General features: G+C 69.9%; 22 protein-coding genes. 7 read left to right on the top strand and 15 right to left on the bottom strand.

What is annotated here, in order from left to right:
• Positions 1-8 precede the first annotated feature (8 nt).
• From ABLE88_RS16415 to ABLE88_RS16455, 9 genes are all read right to left on the bottom strand, one after another.
• Positions 9-1,238 carry an amidohydrolase family protein gene (locus ABLE88_RS16415; protein WP_348832766.1) on the bottom strand — a complete coding sequence of 410 codons (1,230 nt, stop codon included), beginning with the start codon at positions 1,236-1,238 and terminating at the stop codon, positions 9-11.
• An 84-nt stretch (positions 1,239-1,322) separates the two neighbouring features.
• Entirely contained in the window at positions 1,323-1,793 is a 471-nt protein-coding gene (locus ABLE88_RS16420; RefSeq protein WP_348832767.1) for a GAF domain-containing protein, read from the bottom strand.
• Entirely contained in the window at positions 1,790-3,283 is a 1,494-nt protein-coding gene (locus tag ABLE88_RS16425) for an amidohydrolase family protein (protein ID WP_348832768.1), read from the bottom strand. The genes ABLE88_RS16420 and ABLE88_RS16425 overlap by 4 nt, the downstream gene beginning before the upstream one ends.
• The gene (locus tag ABLE88_RS16430) at positions 3,280-4,362 is read right to left on the bottom strand and encodes an ABC transporter ATP-binding protein (protein WP_348832769.1); all 1,083 of its coding nucleotides are present in this window, start codon (positions 4,360-4,362) and stop codon (positions 3,280-3,282) included. Before ABLE88_RS16430 ends, ABLE88_RS16425 begins: the two co-directional genes overlap by 4 nt.
• On the bottom strand, positions 4,359-5,180 hold the full coding sequence (locus ABLE88_RS16435; protein ID WP_348832770.1) for an ABC transporter permease: 822 nt from the start codon (positions 5,178-5,180) through the stop codon (positions 4,359-4,361). The genes ABLE88_RS16430 and ABLE88_RS16435 overlap by 4 nt, the downstream gene beginning before the upstream one ends.
• Positions 5,177-6,040 carry an ABC transporter permease gene (locus ABLE88_RS16440; protein ID WP_348832771.1) on the bottom strand — a complete coding sequence of 288 codons (864 nt, stop codon included), beginning with the start codon at positions 6,038-6,040 and terminating at the stop codon, positions 5,177-5,179. The genes ABLE88_RS16435 and ABLE88_RS16440 overlap by 4 nt, the downstream gene beginning before the upstream one ends.
• Before the next feature lie 18 nt (positions 6,041-6,058).
• Complete coding sequence (locus tag ABLE88_RS16445) at positions 6,059-7,153, bottom strand: extracellular solute-binding protein (RefSeq protein WP_348832772.1); 1,095 nt, start codon at positions 7,151-7,153, stop codon at positions 6,059-6,061.
• A gap of 237 nt (positions 7,154-7,390) precedes the next feature.
• Entirely contained in the window at positions 7,391-8,098 is a 708-nt protein-coding gene (locus ABLE88_RS16450; RefSeq protein WP_348832773.1) for a GntR family transcriptional regulator, read from the bottom strand.
• 25 nt (positions 8,099-8,123) lie between these two features.
• Entirely contained in the window at positions 8,124-8,897 is a 774-nt protein-coding gene (locus ABLE88_RS16455; RefSeq protein WP_348832774.1) for a maleate cis-trans isomerase family protein, read from the bottom strand.
• 295 nt (positions 8,898-9,192) lie between these two features.
• Here ABLE88_RS16455 and ABLE88_RS16460 point away from each other — a divergent pair, with 295 nt between their 5' ends.
• The 7 genes from ABLE88_RS16460 to ABLE88_RS16490 all read left to right on the top strand — a co-directional run bounded on the left by ABLE88_RS16460 (position 9,193) and on the right by ABLE88_RS16490 (position 17,916).
• A complete protein-coding gene (locus ABLE88_RS16460; protein ID WP_348832775.1) occupies positions 9,193-10,797 on the top strand; it encodes an ABC transporter substrate-binding protein in 1,605 nt (534 codons plus the stop codon).
• Positions 10,798-11,644: 847 nt separating this feature from the next.
• Positions 11,645-12,628, top strand: a complete 984-nt coding sequence (locus tag ABLE88_RS16465; RefSeq protein WP_348832776.1) for an ABC transporter permease — start codon at positions 11,645-11,647, stop codon at positions 12,626-12,628.
• On the top strand, positions 12,625-13,557 hold the full coding sequence (locus ABLE88_RS16470) for an ABC transporter permease (RefSeq protein ID WP_348832777.1): 933 nt from the start codon (positions 12,625-12,627) through the stop codon (positions 13,555-13,557). The genes ABLE88_RS16465 and ABLE88_RS16470 overlap by 4 nt, the downstream gene beginning before the upstream one ends.
• Entirely contained in the window at positions 13,554-14,537 is a 984-nt protein-coding gene (locus tag ABLE88_RS16475) for an ABC transporter ATP-binding protein (RefSeq protein ID WP_348832778.1), read from the top strand. The genes ABLE88_RS16470 and ABLE88_RS16475 overlap by 4 nt, the downstream gene beginning before the upstream one ends.
• Complete coding sequence (locus ABLE88_RS16480; RefSeq protein WP_348832779.1) at positions 14,534-15,583, top strand: ABC transporter ATP-binding protein; 1,050 nt, start codon at positions 14,534-14,536, stop codon at positions 15,581-15,583. Before ABLE88_RS16475 ends, ABLE88_RS16480 begins: the two co-directional genes overlap by 4 nt.
• Positions 15,580-17,079: an amidohydrolase family protein gene (locus ABLE88_RS16485; protein ID WP_348832780.1), complete on the top strand. Its 1,500-nt coding sequence runs from the start codon at positions 15,580-15,582 to the stop codon at positions 17,077-17,079. The genes ABLE88_RS16480 and ABLE88_RS16485 overlap by 4 nt, the downstream gene beginning before the upstream one ends.
• Before the next feature lie 246 nt (positions 17,080-17,325).
• On the top strand, positions 17,326-17,916 hold the full coding sequence (locus ABLE88_RS16490) for a GAF domain-containing protein (protein ID WP_348832781.1): 591 nt from the start codon (positions 17,326-17,328) through the stop codon (positions 17,914-17,916).
• 94 nt (positions 17,917-18,010) lie between these two features.
• On the opposite strand, the gene ABLE88_RS16495 is transcribed toward ABLE88_RS16490, so the two are convergent.
• The 6 genes from ABLE88_RS16495 to ABLE88_RS16520 form a co-directional block, all read right to left on the bottom strand.
• Entirely contained in the window at positions 18,011-18,796 is a 786-nt protein-coding gene (locus ABLE88_RS16495; protein WP_348832782.1) for an aspartate/glutamate racemase family protein, read from the bottom strand.
• A gap of 5 nt (positions 18,797-18,801) precedes the next feature.
• A complete protein-coding gene (locus ABLE88_RS16500) occupies positions 18,802-20,163 on the bottom strand; it encodes an amidohydrolase family protein (protein WP_348832783.1) in 1,362 nt (453 codons plus the stop codon).
• A gap of 5 nt (positions 20,164-20,168) precedes the next feature.
• Positions 20,169-20,999, bottom strand: coding sequence for an amino acid ABC transporter ATP-binding protein (locus tag ABLE88_RS16505; RefSeq protein WP_510182909.1), 831 nt, complete (start codon positions 20,997-20,999; stop codon positions 20,169-20,171).
• A 5-nt stretch (positions 21,000-21,004) separates the two neighbouring features.
• Positions 21,005-21,658, bottom strand: a complete 654-nt coding sequence (locus tag ABLE88_RS16510) for an amino acid ABC transporter permease (protein WP_348832784.1) — start codon at positions 21,656-21,658, stop codon at positions 21,005-21,007.
• Positions 21,659-21,712: 54 nt separating this feature from the next.
• Positions 21,713-22,627: a transporter substrate-binding domain-containing protein gene (locus tag ABLE88_RS16515; RefSeq protein WP_348832785.1), complete on the bottom strand. Its 915-nt coding sequence runs from the start codon at positions 22,625-22,627 to the stop codon at positions 21,713-21,715.
• 350 nt (positions 22,628-22,977) lie between these two features.
• Positions 22,978-23,784: a GntR family transcriptional regulator gene (locus ABLE88_RS16520; RefSeq protein WP_348832786.1), complete on the bottom strand. Its 807-nt coding sequence runs from the start codon at positions 23,782-23,784 to the stop codon at positions 22,978-22,980.
• Positions 23,785-23,788 lie beyond the last annotated feature (4 nt).

Here is a 23,788-nt window from a genome sequence, read left to right on the forward strand (position 1 = left end):
CTTGGCGCTCAGTGGGCCGGGCGGTGCAGGCTTGCCGCCGGGCGGGTCACGGTGCGGCGCCCGCGCTTGTAGGCGAACAGGACCGGCGCGAGCTCGGCCACCGCGGCCTCCGGCGTCTGGCAGTCCAGCACCACGAAGTCGGCGGCCTTGCCCACCTCCAGGCCGTAGTCGCGGGCATTGAGGAGGCGCGCCGAACGCTCGGTGATCATGCTGAAGCACTCGCGGATGTCGGCGGTGGCGCCGATATGGCAGATGTTGGCGTTGAGGTTCGCCATGCGGATCAGCGAGCAGTCGCCGAACGGGGTGAACGGGTTCAGCACATTGTTGGTGGAGAGCGAGCAGTTCACCCCGTGGTGCAGCAGCTTGTGGGTGTGGGTGACGCCGCGCGGCTGGTTCGCCGCGCTCTCCCGGCCCATCAGGAACAGGTCGGTGGAGGGCAGGACGGTGAGCGCAACGCCGGCGTCGCACATACACTGGGCGGCGGCCTTGAAACGCTCCGGGGTCGCCGCGGCGAGCTTGGTGACGTGGCCGATGGCGGTGCGTCCGCCCCAGCGGTACGTGTTCGCGAGTTCGCACACATAATCGAGGTCGAGTGTCTCGGCGGTCGGGCCGAAGTCGAGATGCATGTCGATGTCGGCGTCGAATTCGCGCGCCATCTCGAACACGCGGTCGATCTGGCCGTGCGGATCGGTGTCGGTGTAGGGGGCCGCGCCCACCACGCGGGCGCCGCGCTTCAGCGCCTCCACCATCAATTCGTCGGTGCCGGGATTGTTGAGCAGGCCCTCCTGCGGGAACACGCAGATCTCGATGTCGATGGCCCACTTGTATTCGTCGATCAGCGGCAGCACGCCTTCGAGGCCGCGCAGGCCGATGCCGGGGTCGACCTCCAATTGGGTGCGCATGCGGGTGGTGCCGTTGAGGATGCACTTTTCCAGCGTGCGCTTGCCGCGTTCATAGACGTCCTGCGGCGTGAACTTGGCCTTGGCCTTCGCCACCTCGCCGATCGCCTCGGCGAGATCGCCGCGCTGGGCGTGGCAGCGATCCAGGATGCAGGACTTGTCGAGGTGGATGTGGGTCTCGACGAAGCCGGGGGCGACGAGGCGGCCGCCCGCGTCCAGCACCTCGGCGTCGGCCATAAGGCTCGGCTCGATGGCGACGAAGCGCCCGCCCGCGATGCCGATGTCCACCTGCCGGCTTGGATCGTGGGGCAGGCGCGCGTGCTTGACGATCAGATCCATGGATCGGCGCTCCTCGCGGTGGCGAACGGCCGGCGCGCGGCCGAAGGGAGGGGAAGGGGGGTCCGGGTCACGGGTCGGGGCATGTCAGATGTCCAGCGGCATGCCGGGGACGGCGAGCACCGCCTGGCTCGCCGTCTCGATGGCGGCGACCTCGCCGGGACCGAAGGCGCGCGGCCCGCCGGCGAAATGGGCGGAGACCCAACCGAGCAGATAGTCGTCGGTGCCGATCAGCGGCGCCACCATCTGCGCCGTGGTGCCGAACTGGCGCACCAATGCCGAAGGCGGGGCGAGCGCCGGGTCGGCGAACACGTCGCCCTGGATCAGCGTGCGCCGGTTCGCCTCCACCCAGCGCACGGTGCGGGCGCGGCGGTGGTCCACCGAGCGGCTCTCCATCATGGAGGCGGCGCCGAGCGCGAGCACCTCGGCGCAGGGCACGTTGACGCTGAGCCCCAGCGCGGGAAAGTCCATGCGCACGGTGCAGCGCATGGCGCCGGTGCGATCCATGAGCGTGCCGAGAATGGGCTCGAACGCCGCCGCAAGGCTCCTCGCCGTCATGCCGTCTCTCCTTCCAGGGCGATCCGGCCCTGGGCGAGGCCGACGCAGAAATGCTTCACGAACGGCTCCAGCGCCGCCAGCGCCTCCCGCCGCGGACCGTTGGCGGCGAAGATCTCGCGTGCCCGGGCGTTGAGCCGGTCGCGCAAGGCGGGGTAGTCGATGGTGGTGAGGACGCCGTCCTCCACCACGACGCGCCCGCCGACCATCACCCGGCGCACGCTGCGGCCCTCCTCGGCGAACACCAGCTGGTAGAGCGGATCGTTCAGCGGCGTGAAGTTCACCGAGCCGAGGTCGAGGAAGATGAGGTCGGCCCCGAGGCCGACGCGGATGTCGCCGATCACCTCGGCCATCCCCAGCGCCTTGGCGCTGCCCCGGGTGGCCATGGCGAAGACGTCCGCCGGGGTGAGCCAGGCATCCGGATCGAACGAGGCGGTGCGCGAGAGGTAGCAGGCGAGCCGCATGGCCTCGAACAGGTTCTGGTGGTCGGAGCAGCTGCAGGCGTCCGAGCCGATGCCCACATTGACGCCGGCGGCGCGCATGGCCGGCACGTCGGCGATGCCGCTGCCGAGCCGGAAGTTGCTGGACGGATTGTGCGCCACCGAGGCGCCGCGCCGGCCGAGCAAAGCAAGGTCCGCTTCGTCGAGCCAGATGCCGTGGGCGGCGGTGAAGTCCGGCCCGAGGATGCCGAGCCGGTCCAGATGGGCGGTGAGGCTTTCGCCGTAGCGCGCCACGCCCGCCAGCGCCTGGATCTTCGATTCCGCCAGATGGGCGTGGATGCCGACGCCGTGCCGGTCGGCGCGCGCGCGGCAGCCGGTCCAGAAGGCGTCCGAACAATGCAGCGGGATGGTCGGCGCGAGCGCGGGGCGGACCCTGGCGCGGTCGTGGGGCCAGTCCTCCAGCATGCGCGTACAGGCGGCCAGCGCCGCCTCTCCGGTGGACAGGCGGATCGCCTCCACGGTCGGCCGCAGCGCCTCGGGGATCGCCGCCATCAGGCCGGGGATCGCCTGCCAGAAGGTGCGGTCCGCCATCATCGGCGCCACCACGGCGCGCATGCCAGCATCCGCATAGCCGGCGGCGGTGGCGTAGAGCCCTTCCGGCGTCGGCGCGGGCAGCTCCAGGACGAGGTCGTAGCAGGCGGTGCAGCCCTTCAGCAGCATCTCGGCGGCGCCCGCCTGGGCCAGCAGATGCCGGTCCGCAAAGGCCTGGCCGCCGCCGGTCCACGGGCCGTTGTGCAGATGCAGCTCCAGGGTCCACGAGCGCGACACGCCCTTGGCGATGGCGAGATGGCTGTGGGTGTGGGCGTTGATGAGGCCCGGCATCACCAGCCGGTCGGCGGCGTCCAACTCAGCGGCGTCGTCCGGAAAGGCGGCGCCGGGGGCGGCGATGTCGGCGATGCGGCCGTCGATGACGAGCAGGTCCGCCGCCCGCACCGCCCCCTCTGCGGGAAAGGCGACGAGGCCGCCGCGGATGGCGATCGGGCGCGCGCTCATGGTGCGGTGCCCTCCGCCGGCAGGACGATGCAGTCGGCGATCCTGAAGCCGAGCGTCACGTCCGCGCCCGGCGCGGGCAGGTCGCGGCCCACATTCTTCTCCAGGGACTGCACCAGCGTGCCGTCGCGCAGGCGCGACCAGATGCGCAGGTCCGCCCCCACCGGGTCGAGCCGCTCCACCACCGCCGCAAGGCGCGTGTCGGCCGGCGCATCCTGCGCCATGAGGGCAAGGCGCTCCGGGCGGATGCACAGAGTCACCGGCCCGTCCGCCATCGCGCCCGGCGCAACGGCGATGCCGCCGACCTTGGTCTCCACCACGCCGGCATCGGCCGCCCGGCGCGCGAGCCTTCCGGGAATCCAGTTGGCATGGCCGATGAAGTCGGCGGCGAACAGGGTTTGCGGGCGCTGGTAGAGCCCGACCGGCGTGTCGATCTGCTCGATGCGGCCCTTGTTCATGAGCACGATGCGGTCGGCAAGGCCCATCGCCTCCTCCTGGTCGTGGGTGACGATGATGGAGGTGCAGTGGAAGGTCGAGAGGATGGCGCGGATCTCGTGCCGAAGCTGGAGGCGCAGCTTGGCGTCGAGGTTCGACAGCGGCTCGTCCAGAAGCATGATGTCCGGACGCGTGACCAGCGCGCGCGCCAGCGCCACGCGCTGCTGCTGGCCGCCGGACAGCTCGGCGGGGCGCCGCGCCTCGATGCCGGGCAGGCGCACCTGCTCCAGCACGGTAGCGATGCGCGCGCCGATCTCCTTGCGTGGCACGCCGCGGTTCTTCATGCCGAAGGCGATGTTCTGCGCCACGCTCATGTGCGGGAACAGGGCATAGTCCTGGAACACGAGCCCCACATTGCGCTCGTAGGGCGCCTTGCGCGCGACGTCGGTGCCGGAAATGAAGATGCGGCCTTCGTCCGGCTGCTCGAAGCCGGCGATCATGCGCAGCGTCGTGGTCTTGCCGCAGCCGCTGGGGCCGAGCAAGGCGACGATCTCGCCGCGCGCCACCTCGAAGGTGGCGTTGTCCACCGCGGCCGTGGCGCCGAAGCGCTTGGTGACGTGCTGGAGATCGAGAACCGACTGGATCATCTCCCGTAGACTCCGCGTCCGGTAATGGCGTCGAGCCCCGCAAGGCGGTCCAGCAGCACGATGATGAGCACCGTCGCGACGATGAACATCACCGACAGCGCCGCGATGGTGAGGTCGAGATTGGCCCGCATCTGGGCGAGGATCGCCACCGGCAAAGTGAAGGTGAAGGCGTCGGTGAGGAACAGGCTCACCCCCACGTCGTCAAACGAGGTGACGAAGCCGAACACCGCGCCGGCGATGATGCCGGTGCGCGCCAAGGGCAGCGTCACCTGCCACAGCGCCCCCCAGGGCCCAGCGCCGAGGCTGAGCGCGGCCTCGTGATAGGAGGCGCGGATGCCCACCAGCGAGGCGGCGGTGGTGCGCATCACATAGGGAAAGGTGATGAGCACGTGGCCCATCAGCAGACGCGTCATGCCGTCGAGGATGCCGAGGCGGCTCGCGAACACCAGCACGCCGAAGCCCAGCACCACGTTCGGGATCACCAGCGGCGAGAGCAGCGCCGCCTGGATCAGGCCCTTGCCCTTGAAGCGCGCGTGGTGGAGGCCGATGGCGGCGAGCGCGCCGATCACGGTGGCGATCGCCGTCGCCCCGGTGGCGAGCAGCAGGCTGGTGACGAGGCCGTCGTGATAATAGCTGTCGGCGAGGAAGCGATCGTACCAGCGCAGCGAGAACTGTGTCGGCGGGAACGGCCCCACATAAGAACGCGCGTCGAACGACAGCACCACCGCCACCACCACCGGGATCACCGAGAAGGCGATGAACAGCGTGACGAGGGACCAATAGACGGTCTCGAACACGGCATCGGCGAGGCGCTTCATTTGCCCGCCTCCTGCCAGTGGCTGCGCACGAGGTGCAGCAGGCCGTAGAACAGCGCCACCGAGATCACCATCATCACCATGGAGAGCGCGGCGCCGCTCGGGAAATTGGCCACCTCCGAGAAGCGGAAATAGATCAGGTTCGAGACGAACACGATGAAGCCGCGGCCCACCAGCATGGGCACCACCAGATTGCTGATGCAGAAGGCATAGGCGATGATCGCGGCGGACAGGATGCCGGGCAGGCTCATGGCCACCGTGACCTGGAAAAAGGTCTTCCAGCGCGGCGCGCCGAGCGACATGGCGGCGTCCTCCAGGCGCGGATTGATGTTCTGCAGGGTGCCGATGAGCGTCAGCGCCACCAGCGGCAACGTGGAGTTCAGCAGCCCCAGGACCACCATCAGCTCCGCCCCGTCCGGGCTCGACGCGGTGACGCCGAAGATGCGGCTGAAGTCCGCGAGCGGGCCGTGCGGCCCGAAGGTCATGGCGATGGCGTAGACCCGCACGATGATGGACAAGAACAGCGTTCCCACCAGGCCGCCGACCAAAAGGCGGCGCATCACCGGCCCGGCGCGGCGGGCGATGAAATGGGCCACCGGAAAGCCCAGCACCAGGGCGAGGGCGGTGGCCAGGAGGCCGACCCGGAAGGTGTCGAGGAAGTAGCGCACATATTGCGGATCGGCGATCTGGGCGTAGTTCTGAAGCGTCAACGCACCGCTCTCGTCGCCGCCGACGCGGCCGCCGACGAACGGCTTCAAGCTCTCATGGGCCAGCAGGACGAGCGGGCCCAGCAGCAGCGGCGCCATGACGACGAGCGCTGGCCACAGGAGGGCCGCGCTCAAGGCCGGCCGTCGCATCGCCATGGTGCCCTCCCGCGCCGGTCAGCCCTTGCGCACCAGCGGAACGATCTCCCGCTCCCAGCGCGCGTTCCATTCGCTCATCACCGAGGAGAGATAGGCGAAGTCGGCGAAGTAGGCATACTTCGGCAGTTCCTCCGGGGTGTAGTACCAGTCGACCAGCATGGGATTGGTCTTGGCGGAGGGCTGGGTGGGGCCGGAGCCGAGGTTCATGTTGTAGAGCTCGTTCATCTTCGGCTCGGCGAAGAAGTTCGCGAACTCGAACGCCGCTTTCTGCGGCGAGCCCTTCAGCACGCAGAAACCCTCATTGTAGAGGAAGCCCTTGTTGTCGGGCATGCGGCTCTTGAGCTTCACGGGGAAGTTCTTGGCGGTGGCGAACCAGCCGCCATTGTTCCAGAAGCCCACCGAATAGCGGCCGGTGGCCATGGCGTTGATGTATTCGGAATTGGAGGTGCAGATCTCGCCGATCTGGCCCTTGGCGGCCAGTTCCTTGATGAAGTCCCAGCCGGGCTCGGCGTTCTTCTCGTTGCCGCCGCGCTGGATGGCGGCGCTGACGATCAGAAGGCCGGTGAGGTTGATCGGATAGGGCACGCAAAGCTTGCCCTTGAATTCCGGCTTCAAAAGGTCCTCGAGGGAGGAGAAGCCGCCCGGCAGCAGGTCCTCGCGATAGCCCCAGAAGGCGCCGGCGGTGCTGAGCGGCACCGTCATCTTCTCGCCCTTGGCATTCTTCTGGATGTACTGGTCGGGAATGGTCTTGAGATTGGTGACGATGCTCTCGTCGATGGGCAGCAGCCAGTCTTCGGCGATCATGGCGCGGAACACCGGGTCCCAGACTGACAGCACATTGTACTGGGTGCGCGGCCACACCGCCTTGATCTTGGCGACCACCGCCGCCGAGCCGCCGGCATGCAGCTCCCAGGCGATCTGGGTGTCGTTCGTCTTCTGGAACTCGGCGACGATCTGCTTCGACACCTCGATCCAGTTGGCGCCCCACTGCACCACCAGCAGCCGTTCTGCGGCCTGGGCCGGCGTCAGGAGGCCGAGGGTGGACAGGCCGGTGGCGGCAAGTCCCGTCCCGGCGAGGGCGGCGCGGGTAAAGTCTCTGCGGGTCAAGGACATGGCGGGTCTCCAGACGGTCTGGGAGGCGGGCGTCGGGGGGCGGGTGGGGTCACGCGTAAATTAAGTACTTACTTAGTTTTGCGCGACGGCGCGGCTCCGTAAAGCCGATAGATTGGCCAGCTCAAAACCCGCGAAACCATTGATATATAATGATTGCGCGGGTGCGATGCCGGATCCTTGGGCGCCTGGGCCCGGCCCCGTGCCCAATTTCTCTCCATCGCGCCGGATGGAGGGCGCTCAGGCCTCCGGCGCGGCGGGAGCCAAAGCGCGCAGCACGGCCTCGCCGGTGAGGCGGTTGTGGGCCTCCAGGCGCTCGGCGAGGTCGAGGCGGGCGCGGGCGCGGAAGGCCACCATGATGGCCTCGTGCTCGTCGAACGACTGGGCCACCCGCAGCGGGTTGACGTTGACCACGAACCTGAGCCGCAGAACGCGTTTCTGCAGATTGTCGTAAGTCTGCAGCAGCACAGGGTTTTGGGTCGCGGCGGCAAGCGCGTGGTGGAAGTCCTGGTTGAGCGCCGTATAGGTCGGCGGTTCGGGATGGGAGCGCAGGAGAGCGTGGATCTCCTCGAGCCGCGTCTGGTCGGCGGCGGTGGCGCGCAGGGCCGCGAGGAGGCCGATGCGGTGCTCGATCGCGCCTTTGAATTCAAACAGATGGCCGATATCGGCCGGGTCGACCGGGGCGACGATGGCGCCGCGGTTGGGGCGCAGCTCGACGAAGCCCTCGGCCGCCAGCACCTTCAGCGCCTCGCGCAGCGGGGTGCGCGAGACGGAAAACCTAAGGCACAGTTCCGCCTCGGGAATCTTGGCGCCGTAGGCGAGCTCGCCGTCGAGCAGCACGGCGCGCAGGCGCTCCACGATCTGCTCGTGAAGTGTCGTCTGTTCGCGCTGCGCTTCCGCGATCTCCTCCACGGTATCGCGCGCACGTTTCGCGCCGTTGGCCGACATTGTGCCCGGGTCTCCCGCTTCGCCCCTACTGCGCCGGCAAACCGGGCGCGGCGGCGTCCGCCGGCGCCGCGAACAGGGCGCCGTACCCGGCGAGCGCGGCGGTGGGCACGCCGAGCTCGGAAAGGCACCCCCAGAGCGTCGCCGACACCGAATCGTAGATCCTGACGCCGAGCCGGCGCTCCAGCTGCGCGCCCACCAGGGCGCCGCGCATATTGGTGCAGACGATGGCGATGGCGTCCGGCCGGGCGGTCGCCACGTCGCGGCACATGGCCTCGATCTCGGCCTCGGAGATCTCGGCGAACGAATAATTGTCGCCCAGCCCGCTGTGCCGCCCCGCGACCACGGTGATGCCGAGGCGGGCATAGTTTTCGACGATCTTGTCCTCGACGTCGGAAGTATAGGGCGTGACGAGGGCGAGCCGCTCGACCCCGTCCCGGCGGATCAGGGCGTTGATGGCGGCCATGGCGCTGGTCGCCCGGACCCCGGTGCGCGCCTCGATGGCGGCGCACAGCCGCGCGTCCCAGTCGAAGCCGAGCCAGCTCGCCGAGGTGCCGTTCCAGGCGATGAGGTCGACGCGCGCGTCGGCCAGCAGCGCGGCGGCGGCGAGGATGGCCTCCTGGCCGAACTGCTGGTTCGCCGCCTCGTCGAGGGCGATGCGGGTGACCCGGAAGCGGCCGAAATGGGCCGTCACCCGCGGAAACAGCGGCGCCAGAAGGTGCGCGGTGAAGGGCTCCAGCACGGTGTTGGACGAGGGGGTCAGCATGCCGATCCGGCAGGAGGGGAGGGGGAGATTTTGCATGCAGAAATGACCCGATCGAAGAAAACCAGCCTGCGCGCCCCGGCGGCGGCGAAACCGGCGACGCGGGAGTCGCTTTCTAGCTCTGCCCCGGCCCGCGACGTTCGTCAATCCGCAACACCCGTTGATAAGCAACGGCTGGTGCACAGGAAAGAGGCAGGGCCTGGCGTCCGGATCGGCACCGCCTCGGCGCCGCGCGCGGTTTCCTGCCTACAATTTGGTATTTAAGCAGGCACTTAGTTCGTGCAGACTTCCCAAAGAAAATGAATTCAAAAACAACCTTCCTGGAGCCTCCCCCATGCGCCTTCCGCTGTTGCTGACCACCGCGCTTTCCGCACTCCTCATTGCCGCGGCGCCGGCCGCGGCGCAGGCGCCCGCTCCGGCGGCCGGCCCCGAGAAGGTCTTCCGCTACGCCTACCGCGTGGATCCGGCCTCGCTGGACCCGCACGCGCTGGCGGAGACCTTCACCTTGTCCTGGCTCGGGCAGGTCTATGAGCCCCTCGTCGGCCGCGGCAAGAATCTGGAGCTGGTGCCGGCGCTCGCCACCAAGTGGGAGCAGATTTCGCCCACCGTCTGGCGCTTCCATTTGCGCCCGGGGGTCAAGTTCGCCGACGGCACGCCGTTCACCGCCGACGACGTGATCTTCTCGCTCGAGCGCGTGAAGAAGGACGGCTCGGACATGGCCTATACGGTCGCCTCGGTCACCGACGTCAAGAAGGTGGACGACCTCACCGTCGATCTGATCATGGCCAAGCCCAACCCGATCCTGCCGGTGCAGATCACCTCCACCTACATGATGAGCAAGGACTGGGCGCAGAAGAACGGCGCCACCGCGCCGGCGAGCGTGAAGGCCAAGGTGGAGAATTTCGCCTCCACCAATGCCAACGGCACCGGGGCGTTCAAGATCGACACCCGCCAGGCGGGCGTGCGCACCGTGCTGGTGCCCAACCCCAATTGGTGGGGCGACAAGACCTCGAACGTGACCAAGGTGATCTTCACCCCGATCCAGGCCGACGCCACCCGCGTCGCAGCCCTGCTCTCGGGCGAGGTGGACATGATCTATCCGGTGCCGCAGCAGGACGCCGCGCGCATCGACGGCTCGGGCTCCGCCAAGGTGCTGAAGGGCTCGGAACTGCGCACCATGTTCCTCAACATGGACCAGAAGCGCGACGAGCTGCACACCTCCGACGTGAAGGGCAAGAACCCCTTCAAGGACAAGCGCGTGCGCCAGGCGATCTACCAGGCGATCGACATGGAGGCGATCAAGGACCGCATCATGGGCGGCACCTCGCACGTGGCCGGCACCATGATCGCGCCCGGCATCAACGGCTATGACGCAAAGCTCGACAGCCGCACCGCGCCCTACGATCCCAAGGCCGCCAAGCAGCTATTGACGGACGCCGGCTATCCCGACGGCTTCGCCTTCACCATGGACTGCTCGAACGACCGCTACGTGAACGACGAGCGCATCTGCCAGGCCATCGTCGGCATGCTGGGGCGCATCGGCCTCAAGGTGAACCTCAACGCCCAGACCCGCAGCAAGTATTTCGAGAAGGTGCTGGCCCGCGACACCTCGTTCGCCATGCTCGGCTGGCAGCCCTTGAGCTATGATGCCCACTCGACCCTCCAGGACACCATGAACACGCCGGAGGGCAAGGTCGGCACCTACAATATCGGCAATTATTCGAACCCGAAGATCGACGCGCTGACGCAGCAGATCGAGGTCGAGGTGGACCCTGCCAAGCGCAACGCGCTGATCTTCGAGGCCATGACGCTGAGCAAGGACGACTACAGCCACATCCCCCTGCACCAGGCGGGCCTCGCCTGGGGCGTGCGCAAGGGGGTCAATGCGGTGCTGCGCTCCGACGACAGCCTGGAACTGAAGTGGGTGACGCTGGACTGAGCGAGACGGGCTTGCAGGGCGGTCCCCCTCCGCTTGCCACCCTCCCCCCTGTGGGGGAGGGCAGGGTGGGGGCCGCGGCCCTTCCGGCCTTGCTCCGGCATGTGGCCCTGCGGCGGCGCCACCCCCCACCCCCTCGCCCCGCCCCACGAGGGGGAGGGGGCGCGATGCGGCCGAGGGCGGCACCCTCGCCGCAGGAGGGCGGGCAGGGCGCGCCCGGCCTGGAAGAGAGAGCGTGACATGAGCCTTTACCCTTACCAAGCGGCCCCCCTCCGCTTGCCACCCTCCCCCCTTGTGGGGGAGGGCAAAGTGGGGGGTGTCGGGACCTCTCGGACATGGCGCGAGAGCGCCGCCCGGCGGCGGCGTCACCCCCACCCCCTCACCCCTCCCCGCAAGGGGGAGGGGCGGCGCGGCGCGGCCCCCTTCCGCTTGCCACTCTCCCCCCTTGTGGGGGAGGGCAGGGTGGGGGGTGTCGGGACCTCTCCCGCCTTGCTCCGGCATGTCGCCCGGCGGCGGCGCGACCCCCACCCCCTCGCCCCTCCCCACAAGGGGGAGGGGAGGCGCGATGCGGCCGAGGGTGGCACCCTCGCCGCAGGAGAGCGGGCAGGGCGCGCCCGGCCTGGAAGAGAGACCGTGACATGAGCCTTTACCCCTACCAGGCGGTCCCCCTCCGCTTGCCACCCTCCCCCCTTGTGGGGGAGGGCAGGGTGGGGGGTGTCACGGCGTCTCCGGCCTTGCTCCGGTATGCCGCCCGGCGGCGGCGCGACCCCCACCCCCTCGCCCCTCCCCGCAAGGGGGAGGGGAGGCGCGGCGCGATCGAACGCCGTCGCCAAGCCACAGGGGCCGCCGCATGAGCTTTCTCCTTGGCCGGCTGGGACAGACCGTCCTCGTGCTGCTGGTCGCCACCTTCGTCGCCTTCTCGCTGTTCCGCTATGTGGGCGATCCGGTGAACAACATGGTGGGGCAGGCGGCGAGCGTCGCCGACCGCGAGGCGGTGCGCCAGGCGCTCGGGCTCGACGACCCCATGGTGGTGCAGTTCGCCCGCTTCGTGGCGAACGCGGTCCAGGGCGATTTCGGCATCTCCTACCGCTTCGGCCAGAAGGTCTCGGCGCTGATCGCCGAGCGCTTCCCGGCGACGCTGGAGCTCTCGCTCATCTCCATGGTCATCGCCACCGGCCTCGGCGTGCCGCTCGGCGTGTGGACCGCCCTGAACCGCGGCAGCTGGCTGTCCCAGGTGCTGCTCGCGGTCTCGCTGATCGGCGTGGCGCTGCCCACCTTCCTGATCGGCATCGCGCTGATCCTGATCTTCTCGGTCTGGCTCGGCTGGCTGCCCTCGTTCGGGCGCGGCGAGGTGGTGGGGCTCGGCTGGTGGACCACCGGCCTGCTCACGGTCAGCGGCATCAAGGCCCTCATCCTGCCCAGCGTGACGCTCGGGGTGTTCCAGCTGGCGCTCATCATGCGGCTTGCCCGCGCCGAGATGCTGGAGGTGATGCGCACCGACTTCATCCGCTTCGCCAAGGCGCGGGGCTTGAAGCCGCGCGCCATCGAATATCGCCACGCGCTGCGCAACACCCTGCTGCCGGTGGTCACCATCGTCGGGCTGCAGTTCGGCAACGTGTTCGCCTTCTCGATCATCGTCGAGACCGTGTTCCAGTGGCCCGGCCTCGGCCTCCTGGTGATCCAGGCGATCCAGTTCGCCGACGTGCCGCTGCTCGCCGCCTATCTGGTGCTGATCGCCCTGTGCTTCGCCATCATCAACCTCGCGGTGGATCTTGCTTACGTCGCCATCGACCCGCGCGTGCGCGCCGGCCGGGCGGCGGGGAGGGCGATTTGAGCGCCGCCGGCATCCGCGCGGCGGTCTCGTCCTGGTGGGACGGCGACCTCCTCTACCGCTTGCGCCGCTCGCCGGTGGCCATGCTCTCGCTCGTCGTCGGCGTGCTGCTGTTCGCCGTGGCGCTGGGGGCGGACGCGATCGCCCCCTATGACGCCTTCGACCCCGCCGCCGCCAACGTGGTGGACGCCCGCCTGCCGCCCGGCAGCGTCGGCCTCTATGGCGACACCTATGTGCTCGGCACCGACCCGCAGGGCCGCGACATGCTCTCGGCCATGATCTACGGCCTGCGCACCTCGCTCCTCGTGGGGCTCGCGAGCGTCGCTCTGGCGGCGGTCGCCGGCGTGCTGCTGGGGCTGGCGGCGGGCTATTTCGGCGGCGTGCTCGACGCGGTGATCATGCGCATCGCCGACGTGCAGCTGTCCTTTCCCGCCATCCTCATCGCCCTGCTCATCGACGGGGTGACGCGCACCGCCCTGCCGCGCGAGGTGCACGACGCGCTCGCGATGCCGATCCTCGTCTTCGCCATCGCCGCCTCGTTCTGGGTGCAATATGCCCGCACGGTGCGCGGCCTGGTGCTGGTGGAGCGCAGCCGGGAATACGTGCTGGCGGCGCGGGTGATCGGCGTCGACACGGGGCGCATCCTGTTCACCCACATCCTGCCCAACGTGCTCGGGCCGGTGCTGGTGATCGCCACCATCAATCTCGCGCTCGCCATCCTCACCGAGGCGACCTTGTCCTTCCTCGGCGTCGGCCTGCCCTCCACCCAGCCCTCGCTCGGCTCGCTGGTGCGCATCGGCAACGAGTTCGTGTTCTCCGGCGACTGGTGGATCAGCGCCGCGCCGGGCGCGCTTCTGGTGCTGCTGTCCCTGTCGGTGAACATCTTCGGCGACTGGCTGCGCGACGCGCTCAATCCGAGGCTCGCCCAATGAGCGCGCTTCTGGAGGTGCGCGGCCTTTCGGTCGAGATCGTCGCCCGCCGGCGGCGGCTCACCGCCATCGCCGACGTCTCGTTCGAGATCGCGGCGGGCGAGATCCTCGGCGTGGTGGGGGAATCGGGCGCCGGCAAGTCGGTCACCGGCACCGCCGTGCTGGGGCTGCTGGAGCCGCCGGCCCGGCAGGCGGCGGGCGAGATCGTGTTTGCCGGCCGGCGCATCGACACGCTCGGCGCCGAGGCCATGCGGGCGCTGCGCGGCAAAGAGATCGCCGCCGTGTTCCAGGACCCGCTGACCAGCCTCGACCCGCTGATGACCATCGGCGCCCAGCTCGCCGAGACCATGCTCACCCATCTGCCGATCACGCGGAGCGAGGCGCAGGCGCGGGCCGAGCGGCTGCTCGCCGAGGTCGGCATCCCGGCGCCGCGCGAGCGCCTTTCCGCCTATCCGCACGAGCTGTCCGGCGGCATGCGCCAGCGCGTGGTGCTGGCGCTCGCCTTCTGCTGCGAACCGCGGCTGATCATCGCCGACGAGCCCACCACCGCGCTCGACGTGTCGATCCAGGCGCAGATCCTCGACCTCCTGCGCCGCATGTGCCGCGAGCGCGGCACCGCGGTGATGCTGGTGACCCACGACATGGGGGTGATCGCCGAGGTCGCCGACCGGGTGGCGGTGATGTATGCCGGCCGCGTGGTGGAGATCGGCCCCACCCGCGCGCTGATCGAAGCGGCCGGCCATCCCTATACGCGCGGGCTGATGGCCTCGATCCCCTCCATGCGCCGGCGCACGGCGGAACTGATGCAGATCCCCGGCGCGATGCCGCGCCCGGATGCGCCGGTCGCGGGCTGCGCCTTCCATCCGCGCTGCGCGCGCGCCTTCGACCGCTGCGCCGTGGAGCGTCCCGGCAGCTTCCAGGCCGGGGCCTCGCGCGTCGCCTGCTGGCTTGCCGACCCGGCGCTCGCGGGGGCAGGCGCATGAGCGCCGCCGACGTCATCCTCTCGGTGGACCAGCTGACGGTGCGCTTCGACGCCTCGCCGCCGCTCCTGAAGCGCCTTGTCACCGGCGCGCCCCGGCGCACCGTGCATGCGGTGGAGGCGGTGGACTTCGAGGTCGCGCGCGGCTCCACCTTCGCCCTGGTGGGGGAATCGGGCTGCGGCAAGTCCACCATCGCCCGCACCATCGCCGGCATCCAGGCGGCGACCACGGGCAGCGTCTCCTTCATGGGGGTGAACGTGGCCGGCTTCCGGACCCGCCGCGGCGCGCTGCCCTACCGGCGCAACCTGCAGATGATCTTCCAGGACCCCTATGCCAGCCTCAACCCGCGCTGGCGCGTCGGGCGCATCGTCGCCGAGCCGATCCTCACCCATCGTTTGATGGCGCGCGGGCCGGCGCTCGATGCGCGCATCGCAGAATTGCTGGAGACCGTCGGCCTCTCGCCCAAGGACGCGGCCAAGTATCCGCACCAATTCTCCGGCGGCCAGCGCCAGCGCATCTCCATCGCCCGCGCGCTCGCCTCCAACCCCGCCTTCGTGGTGTGCGACGAGCCGACCTCGGCGCTCGACGTCTCGGTGCAGGCGCAGATCCTCAATCTGATGAGGAAGCTCCAGCGCGAATTGGGGCTGACCTTCCTGCTGATCTCCCACAACCTCGCCGTGGTGGCGCACATGGCGGACCGCCTCGGCGTCATGTATCTCGGCCGCCTGGTGGAGCAGGGGGATGCGGGGCAGATCCTGGAGCGCCCGCTCCATCCATATACCCGCGCGCTGCTCGACACCGTGCCCGATCCGCACGCGCCGCGCCGGGGGCGCGCGCGGCTTTCGGGCGAGGTGCCGAGCCCGCTCGCCCCGCCCTCCGGCTGCGCCTTCCATCCGCGCTGCCCGCTCGCCGATGCGCGCTGCGCCGCCGAGCGGCCGCAGCCGATCCGCGTCGCGGCCGTCTCCGTCGCCTGCCACGCGGTGGAGGAGGGGCGCATCGACGCGCCGACCAGACGATCGATCAACGAGAAGAGTGGAGACGCCGCGTGAAGACCACCATCGTCAATTGCCATGCCTTGCTCGGGGAGGCCGCCACCCCGGCCCCCGGTCCGGTGGACATCGAGATCGACGGCCGGCGGATCGCCGAGATCCGCCCGGCGGGCGCCCGCGCGCCCGAGGGGACGGTGATCGACGGGCGCGAATTGCTGGTCGCCGCCGGCCTGATCAACGGCCACCACCACAGCCACGAGGGCTTCTACAAGGGCCGCAAGGACAACCTGCCGCTCGAGCTGTGGATGAACTATGTGCGGCCGCTGAAGCCGATCGATTTCACCCCGCGCGACATCTATCTGCGCACCATGATCGGCGCCATCGAGGCGGTGCGGAGCGGCACCACCACCATCTGCGACGACACCAACCAGAGCCCGCGCATCCGCCCCGAGCACGTGGAGCAGGTGTTCCAGGCCTATGACGACATCGGCATCCGCGCGAACGTGGGCATCACCTTGTTCGACAAGCCGTTCTTCCGCGCCGTGCCGTTCGTGGACGAGGAATTCCCGAAGGATCTGCTGGCCGAGCTCGACGGCACGCCCATGTATTCCGGCGCCGAGCTGCTGGACTTCGCGACCGGCCTCGCCCGCACGCGCCATCCTTCCACCAACCGCGTCGCCTACATGGCCGCGCCCTCGGCGCCGCAGCGCTGCAGCGAAGACTTCCTGCTGGCGGTGCGCCGCATGGCGGACGAGTTCGACCTGCCGCTGATGATCCACGTGCAGGAAACCCGCATGCAGGTGGTCACGGGCCAGTTGTTCTACGGCTCGACCATGATCGAGTATCTGGAGCGCATCGGCTTCATGAAGCCGAAGACCGCCTTCATCCACGGCATCTGGCTGAACCCGCGCGAGATCGACATCCTGGCGCGCACCGGCGTCACCATCCAGCACAACCCGCCCTCGAACCTGAAGGTCGGCTCGGGCCTTGCCCCCGTGCGCGCGCTGCTCAAAGCAGGCGTGAACGTGAGCATGGGCACCGACGGCTGCGGCTCCATCGAGGGCACGGACATGCAGAACGCGCTCTATCTCTCGGCGCTGCTGCAGAAGCTGCGCGGCGAGCACACCGAATGGGTGGGGGCGCAGGAGGCGTTCTACGCCGCCACCATGGGCGGCGCCCGCGCGCTCGGAAGGGACCAGGAATTGGGCGCGGTGGAGGCGGGCCGCATCGCCGACCTCGTGGGCTACCGGCTCGACTCCATCCCCTTCACGCCGCTCAACAATCCGCTGCAGCAGCTGGTCTATTCCGCGTCCCGCGCGGAGGTCGACCTGGTGATGGTGGACGGCGCCGTGATCGAACAGGCCGGCAAGCTCACCCGCATCGATGAGGCCGCCATCCTCGAGGAGATCCGCGCGGCGCATGCGCGGATCGCGCCGCAGCTCGCCGCCTCGGAACGGGACGTGGAGCGCATCTCGCCGCACTATGAGCGCATCTTCCGCCGCTGCCAGTGCATGGAGATCGCGCCCGACACCTTCCCCGCCCGCCTCAGCCACTGAGATGGCGGCGCCGTGCCTGCCGCGTGCGCCCCTCCCCCTTGTGGGGAGGGGCAGGGGAGGGGGTGTCCGGACCGCCTGCGGACTTCAGGCAAGGCTTCCCGATGGTGCGCGACCCCCACCCCCTCGCCCCTCCCCACAAGGGGGAGGGGAGCGCGCCGATAGCCCGAGGCGGGGCGCCCGCCTGAGCACGCCGGCGCGCGCGCCCGTCTTCACCCGAAACCGCACCCTTCCAGGAGCCAATCCCCCATGACCCGTCCGGCTGATTTCCACGCGCGCGCCATCGACGTGCTGCACGACGTCAACGAGGCCGCCTGGCGCGAGAGCGACCCGGAGGAGGGCGTGCGCCACTTCACCACCGCGACCCGCGCGCTCCTCGGCGACCCCGATGCGCCGATGAAGCCCGGCGCGCTGAAGCCGGGGGAGACGCAGTTCATCGTCTCGGCCTGCTTCTTCATTGCCCCGAGCCGCGACCACATGATCGTGTTCGCGGACAATTTCGGCCTCGGCCGTGCCCGCATCTCGGTCACCGACAGCCGGCCGGGCCACACGGTGCAGACCAAGCAGGCGGCGGTGGTGAAGAACACCGACGAGGACGCGATCTTCCGCCAGATCATCAAGACCGGAAGGGTCGGCTGCTCGGTCTACGTGCCGGTGATGTGGGCCGGCGAGGTGGTGGGCATGTTCAACACCGCGTCCCAGGCGCGCTACATGTTCGACGAGACCGACATGAAGGTGCAGAAGCTGTTCGCCGCCTGCGCGGTGGCGGTGTGGATGGGCCGCGGCGGCCCCGACAAGGTGGCGCAGGTGGCCGCCGAGCTCGGCCCCTGGCCGGGGTGAGCGGCGCTCGGGCGGGCCTGCCGGCCGTGCGCGCCCATGCTTGCGCTTGACCGGGCATCCCCCGCTTGCCAGGCGCCGGCCGACCGGAACGCTCTCATCCGCCGTTCGGACGCGCCCCGTTGGCGTGCGCTTCGCTCGGCCCGTGCTCGATCCAGGCGCCGAGCGCCGGGGAGAGGCCGGTGGCGGCCTTGGGGCCGGGGCGGGCGAAGCGGCCCGCGGTGGCCGGGCGTGGCTTCAGGCGCGCGAGCACCTGCGCCTGGCCCACGGCGGCGCTGAGCGGGTCGACGAGCGGCACCGGCACCCTGTCCGCCACCCGCTGGGCAAGGCCGGTGAGCGGCGCGCCGGCGAGGATCACCGCATCCGCTTTGTCCTCGGCGACCGCGCGGCGGGTCATCTCCACCAGCTCGGCCTCCAGTTCGTGCTGCACGTCGGACACCGAGCGGAAGCCCACCTCCGGCACGCGGATGGAGGCGCAGCGCGCCTGCATCCCGCTGAGCGCCACCGCGTCCTCGTACCAGGGGGTCAGCGCCGGCGAGAAGGTGACGATGGAAAAGCGCGGCCCCAGCATGCAGGCGGTGAGCATGGCCGCTTCCGCCATGGCGACGATCGGCAGATCGAACAGTTCGCGCGCGGCGATCAGGCCGGGATCGCCGAACGCGGCGATCACCACCGCGTCCATGCCGTCCTGGTGGGCGGCGATCATCTCGAGCGTGATGGCGCCCGCCACCACCGCCTCGGCGCGGCTGGCGATGTAAGGCAGGCCCTGGGTGGCCGTGAGCGCGAGCAATTCCACGTCCGGCGCCAGCATGGGCCGGGCGGTCGCCACCATGCGCTGGGTCATGTCGGCCGACGTGTTGGGATTGATGAGGAGGATGCGCATTCCCGTCAGCTCCCGCGCGCGCGCCGCCAGAGCGCGGCGATGGCCGCCTCGGCGTCGCGCCGGATCTCGCCTTCGTTGACCTTGGTGGGGGCGCCGGCCTCCACCACCACCTCGCCGTCCACCGCCACCAGCTCCACGTCGCGCCCGTGCGCCACATGGACCAGGTTGCCGAGCGCGTTGGTGCGCGGGGTGAGATGGGCGCGGCGGAAGTCGAAGGCGACGAAATCCGCTTTCTTGCCGGGCGCGATGGAGCCGATCTCGGCCTCCAGCCCCATGGCGCGGGCGCCGGCCAGGGTCGCCATCTCGAACACGGTCGAAGGCTGCCACTCGTCCGTCACGGCGCCCACCTGGATGCGGCCCGCCGCCAGCGCCCAGCGCATCGTCTCCACCATGTCGGCATGCATGTTGTCGGTGCCGAGCGTGAGCTTGGCACCCGCCGCGCGCAGCTTGTGGGTGGGGGCGATGGTGGCGCCGGTGGCGTTACCCTTGGCGATGTGCGCCACATGGATGCCGGCGCGGCCGATGCGGGCGATGTCGGTCTCGCTCACATGGATGCAGTGGGCCGCCAGCAGGCGGTCGTTGAGCAGGCCGAGCTCCTCCAGCAGTTCCGGGGGGCTCTTGCCGTCGCGCTCGCGGATGCGCGCCACCTCCACCTTGCTCTGGGAGAGGTGGGTGGTGATGCGCAGCCCGGTCTCTTCCGCCGCCCGGGCGATGCGTTTGAGGAACGGCGTCGAGCAGGTGTCGGGCGCGTGGGCGGCGAGCTGCACGCCGATGCGCCCGCCGCTCTTGCCCTCGTAGCGGGCGGCGAGCGCCAGAGCGTCGTTCAGCTTTTCCTCGCCGATGGCGTCCACATGCTCCCAGCGGCCCAGCGAGACGCCGGAGAAGTCCACGTCGTGGATGCGCCCGCACGACCATACCCGCAGCCCGATCTGCGCCATGGCCGGGGTCACCACGTCCGCATGGACGAAGGTGTCGTTGATCAAAGTGGAGCCGAACAGCAGCGCCTCCAGCGCCCCGAGGCGGGCGATGGCATAGGCCTCGTCCGGGGTCACCATGTGGCCTTGGGGGATGCCCGGCGTGTAGGCCGGCGCAAAGCCGAGATCCTCGGCCACGCCGCGCACCATGGCGAGGTTGGCGTGGGTGTGGATGTTGACGAAGCCGGGCGTCACCACCCGGCCCGGCAGGTGGATGCGCCGGCGCGCGGTGGGGGCGGGCATGTCGGCGCGGGCCTGTTCGATCAGCGCGAAGCGGCTGTCGCTCACGCCGAGCCAGGCGTCCTCGATCATCGGCCGCGCGGGATCGCCGGTGAGGACGGTGGCGCCGGTGACGAGGAGATCGAGGGCAGGGGCTTGAGACGTCTCGGTCATGGCGCTCACCGGTTCAGCACATGGGCGAGGAAGCGCCGGGTCTTCTCCTCGCGCGGGGCGGAGAACACCGCCGCGGGCGGGCCCTCCTCGACGATCTCGCCATCGGCCATGAAGATCAGGCGGTCGGCGACGCGGCGGGCGAAGCTCATCTCGTGGGTGACCACCACCATGGTCATGCCCTCGCGGGCGAGCTCGGCCATCACGTCCAGCACCTCGTGCACCAGTTCGGGGTCGAGCGCGGAGGTGGGCTCGTCGAACAGGATCAGGCGCGGCTCCATGGCGAGCGCGCGGGCGATGGCGACGCGCTGCTGCTGTCCCCCCGAGAGCTGCGAGGGGCGCTTGTCCATGTGGTCGGCAAGGCTCACGCGGGCGAGCTGGGCGGCGGCGCGCGCGGCCGCGTCCTTGCGCGGCAGGCCGAGCACCTGGCGCGGGCCGAGCGCGACATTCTCCAGCGCCGTGAGGTGGGGGAACAGGTTGAAGCGCTGGAACACGAAGCCGAACAGGCGGCGCTGGCGCGCGAGTTCGCCTTCGCCGAGCGGGCGCCAGCGCGGCGGCTCGCCCACATAGGCGCCGCCGATCGGCTCGCCGGACAATTCGATCGTGCCGCCGCTCGGCGTCTCCAGATGGTTGAGGCAGCGCAGCACCGTGGTCTTGCCGGAGCCGGACGGCCCGATCAGCACCAAAGTTTGCCCCGCCATGAGGTCGAACGAGATGCCCTTGAGGATCTCGCGCTCGCCGAACGACTTGCGCAGCCCGCGCACGGCGAGGAGCGGCCGTTCGCGGCGCGGCTCGGCGGAAGGGGGTGCCATCGTCGTGGTGGTGTCGCCTGGGCGCATGGGCATCACCAGGCCGGCAGCCGGCGCTCGATCACCCGCGAGATCCAGGAGAGGACGCTGATGATGGCATAGTAATAGATGGCGAGCAGGGCGAAGATCTCCACCGGTGCGAAGTGGGAGGCGATGATCGCCTGGCCCGAGCGGGTCAGCTCGTAGACCGAGATCACCGACAAAAGCGAGGTGTTCTTGAGCAGCGTGATGACGTCGTTGGTGAGCGCCGGCATCATCGGCCGGATCGACTGGGGCAGCAGCACGTAGATGAGGATCTTGCCGCGCGTCATGCCGATGGATTTCGCCGCCTCGGTCTGGCCCTTCTCCACCGAGCCCACGGTGCCGCGCACCACCTCGGCCACATAGCCCGCGCAATTGAGCGAGAGGGCGATGATGCCGGCCCAGAACTCGCCGAAGCGCAGCCCCATGGCCGGCAGGCCGAAGAACACGATGAAGATCTGGATCAGAAGCGGCGTGCCGCGGATGAAGTCCACATAGCCGCGCACCAGCCAGCGCGCCCAGATCCAGCCGCCGAGCGAGACGAGGCCGAGGGCGACGCCGCCCGCAAGGCCCAGCACGCCGGCGATGGCGGCGATCTTCAGCGTCATCACCGTGCCCTCCGCGAGGAGGGGGATGGCCATCTCGACGACGGACCAGTCGATGCTCATGGGCAAGTCTTTCGGCGGCGTCCACGGGGCGGGCGGCCCGCCCCGCGCGCGGGGTCAGGAGAAGGTCGGCACCTTGTCGGCAAGCTGCATGCGCACGCCGAACCACTTCTCCTGCAGCTTGTAGATGGCGCCGCTCTCCTTGAGGGCGGTGATGCGCTGATCGAGGAAGGCGATGAGGTCGGTGTCCTCCTTGCGGGTGCCGATGCCGGCCCAGTTGCGCGGGCCGATGTCGCGCACGATGGCGTACTTGCCGGGCGCGTCCTTCACCACCTGGGTGAGGGTGGCGAGCGTGTTGATGACCCCGTCTACCGAGCCCTGGGCCAGCGCCAGATAGGCGGCGGGGTGGTCGTCATAGGTCTTGACCTGGGAAAAGCCCTTGCCGGTGGCGGCCTTCAGCTTCTCGTCGAGGCCGGTCTTCATGGTGTCGCCGGCCGAGCCGAGCTTGACGCCCAGCACCTTGCCGGACATGCCCGACAGGTCCTTGATCGTGCCGGCGTCCGCGGCGCGCACCAGCATCTCCTGGGTCGCCTCGGTATAGGGGATGGAATAGCCCACCTTGGCGACCCGCTCCTTGGTGTAGGTGAGCGAGGTCATGATGACGTCGAAATTGCCCGCATAGAGCGCCGGGATCACGCCGGCCCAGGCGGTGTCCACCATCTCCACCTTCACGCCGAGCGGGGCGAAGATTTCCTTCGCGAGATCCACGTCGTAGCCGACGATGGCGCTGCCCTCGCGGAAGGTGAAGGGGCGGTAGGCGGCCTCGACGCCGATGCGCACCACGCCGCGCTTCTTGATGTCCTCGATGGTCAGCGGGGCGGCCTCGGCGCGGCCGGACAGCTGGGTCAGCAGCGCGGGGGCCGCGGCCGCGGCGGCGAGCGCGGAGACCGAGAGCGCCAGGAAGCGGCGGCGGGAGGCGAACGGCGCGGCGCTCGCGCGGTCGCAGAGGCGGTCGGACGGACGGTGGGGCATGGCGGTTTCTCTCTGGTTCAGAAGGGCTTGGAGACGCGGACGAACCGGATAAAATTGCATTCCATCTGATTTATAATAATATATGCAATGAGTTAATGATAAAATGCTAGGGCCGGTGCCGCTGAATGATTGGGCAGAGGATGGTGCATAAGCAGGCAGTGGGGCCCGCCCGCCGGCGCCGCGCGCCGTCGGCGGCCCTGGCGGCGCCCCGGTATCTTGTTGGCCGCAATCGGGAAGTCGGCGCCGGATGGGGCGTGACGCGGGTTGCAGGCGCGCCGCCGGAGCGGGCCGCCGCTGCCGACAATCTGCGCATCATGGCGCGCCGGGCCGGGCGCAAAGCGCGGGCGGCGTCAAACCGGGGCGGGGGCCCCCTCGGCCGGCGCATCGAGGATGCCGGCCGCCTCCAGCACCGCGCACACGGTCTCGCCGGTGCGGATCAGGTGGCGGCGCCAGACGCGCCGCGCCGCCTCCGCGTCGCGCGCGTGCAGCGCCGCCATCAGCGCCGTGTGCTCGCGCACCGATTCCTCCCAGCGCAGCGGGTCGATGATCGCCATGTAGCGGCCGCGCCGGGCGCGCAGCATGAGGCTTGCATGGGTGGCGATCAGGATCGGGTTGTCGCAGGCCCGCACCACCCCATCGTGGATCAGGGTGTTGAGCTCGAAATAGGGGTCCTTCTCCTGGCGCTCGTAATGGCCGCACATGCGCGCATGCAGCGCGTCGAGCCGCGCCAGCTCCTCCTCGCTCATGCGCCGGGCGGCGAGCTCGGCGGCGAGGCTCTCGAGGCCGGCGATCACCTCGAACAGGCGCGAGGCCTCGATCGGCGTGAACGACATGATGCGCGCCCCCTTGTTCTGGGAGATCTCCACCAGGCCTTCCGCCTCCAGCAGCTTCAGCGCCTCGCGCAACGGCGTGCGGGAGACGTCGAGGCTCTGGCACAGGCTGCGCTCGACGATGCGCCCGCCGGGTGGCAGCGCGCCGCGGATGATCATGTCGCGCAGCAGGTCCGCCACCTGCCGGGCGAAGGGGACGCGGCGCGAAAGCGGGGCGCTCTTCGCGGTCGCGCCCGCCGCCGGCGCGGCGGGAGCGGACGGCGTACGGGCGGCGCGCGCCGGTGCGCGCTTGCGTGCCGTTGCCGTCTTCGCCGTCGTCCCGTCCATGGCG

It is taken from the genome of Xanthobacter luteus (assembly GCF_040049235.1).
In the GTDB taxonomy this organism is placed as follows: Bacteria; Pseudomonadota; Alphaproteobacteria; order Rhizobiales; family Xanthobacteraceae; genus Xanthobacter.

Excerpts from the sequence above, each read along its gene's own strand:
- ABLE88_RS16415 (WP_348832766.1), bottom strand. The coding sequence starts at position 1,238 with ATGGATCTGATCGTCAAGCACGCGCGCCTGCCCCACGATCCAAGCCGG.
- ABLE88_RS16420 (WP_348832767.1), bottom strand. The coding sequence starts at position 1,793 with ATGACGGCGAGGAGCCTTGCGGCGGCGTTCGAGCCCATTCTCGGCACG.
- ABLE88_RS16425 (WP_348832768.1), bottom strand. The coding sequence starts at position 3,283 with ATGAGCGCGCGCCCGATCGCCATCCGCGGCGGCCTCGTCGCCTTTCCC.
- ABLE88_RS16430 (WP_348832769.1), bottom strand. The coding sequence starts at position 4,362 with ATGATCCAGTCGGTTCTCGATCTCCAGCACGTCACCAAGCGCTTCGGC.
- ABLE88_RS16435 (WP_348832770.1), bottom strand. The coding sequence starts at position 5,180 with ATGAAGCGCCTCGCCGATGCCGTGTTCGAGACCGTCTATTGGTCCCTC.
- ABLE88_RS16440 (WP_348832771.1), bottom strand. The coding sequence starts at position 6,040 with ATGGCGATGCGACGGCCGGCCTTGAGCGCGGCCCTCCTGTGGCCAGCG.
- ABLE88_RS16445 (WP_348832772.1), bottom strand. The coding sequence starts at position 7,153 with ATGTCCTTGACCCGCAGAGACTTTACCCGCGCCGCCCTCGCCGGGACG.
- ABLE88_RS16450 (WP_348832773.1), bottom strand. The coding sequence starts at position 8,098 with ATGTCGGCCAACGGCGCGAAACGTGCGCGCGATACCGTGGAGGAGATC.
- ABLE88_RS16455 (WP_348832774.1), bottom strand. The coding sequence starts at position 8,897 with ATGCAAAATCTCCCCCTCCCCTCCTGCCGGATCGGCATGCTGACCCCC.
- ABLE88_RS16460 (WP_348832775.1), top strand. The coding sequence starts at position 9,193 with ATGCGCCTTCCGCTGTTGCTGACCACCGCGCTTTCCGCACTCCTCATT.
- ABLE88_RS16465 (WP_348832776.1), top strand. The coding sequence starts at position 11,645 with ATGAGCTTTCTCCTTGGCCGGCTGGGACAGACCGTCCTCGTGCTGCTG.
- ABLE88_RS16475 (WP_348832778.1), top strand. The coding sequence starts at position 13,554 with ATGAGCGCGCTTCTGGAGGTGCGCGGCCTTTCGGTCGAGATCGTCGCC.
- ABLE88_RS16480 (WP_348832779.1), top strand. The coding sequence starts at position 14,534 with ATGAGCGCCGCCGACGTCATCCTCTCGGTGGACCAGCTGACGGTGCGC.
- ABLE88_RS16490 (WP_348832781.1), top strand. The coding sequence starts at position 17,326 with ATGACCCGTCCGGCTGATTTCCACGCGCGCGCCATCGACGTGCTGCAC.
- ABLE88_RS16495 (WP_348832782.1), bottom strand. The coding sequence starts at position 18,796 with ATGCGCATCCTCCTCATCAATCCCAACACGTCGGCCGACATGACCCAG.
- ABLE88_RS16500 (WP_348832783.1), bottom strand. The coding sequence starts at position 20,163 with ATGACCGAGACGTCTCAAGCCCCTGCCCTCGATCTCCTCGTCACCGGC.
- ABLE88_RS16505 (WP_510182909.1), bottom strand. The coding sequence starts at position 20,999 with ATGCGCCCAGGCGACACCACCACGACGATGGCACCCCCTTCCGCCGAG.
- ABLE88_RS16510 (WP_348832784.1), bottom strand. The coding sequence starts at position 21,658 with ATGAGCATCGACTGGTCCGTCGTCGAGATGGCCATCCCCCTCCTCGCG.
- ABLE88_RS16515 (WP_348832785.1), bottom strand. The coding sequence starts at position 22,627 with ATGCCCCACCGTCCGTCCGACCGCCTCTGCGACCGCGCGAGCGCCGCG.
- ABLE88_RS16520 (WP_348832786.1), bottom strand. The coding sequence starts at position 23,784 with ATGGACGGGACGACGGCGAAGACGGCAACGGCACGCAAGCGCGCACCG.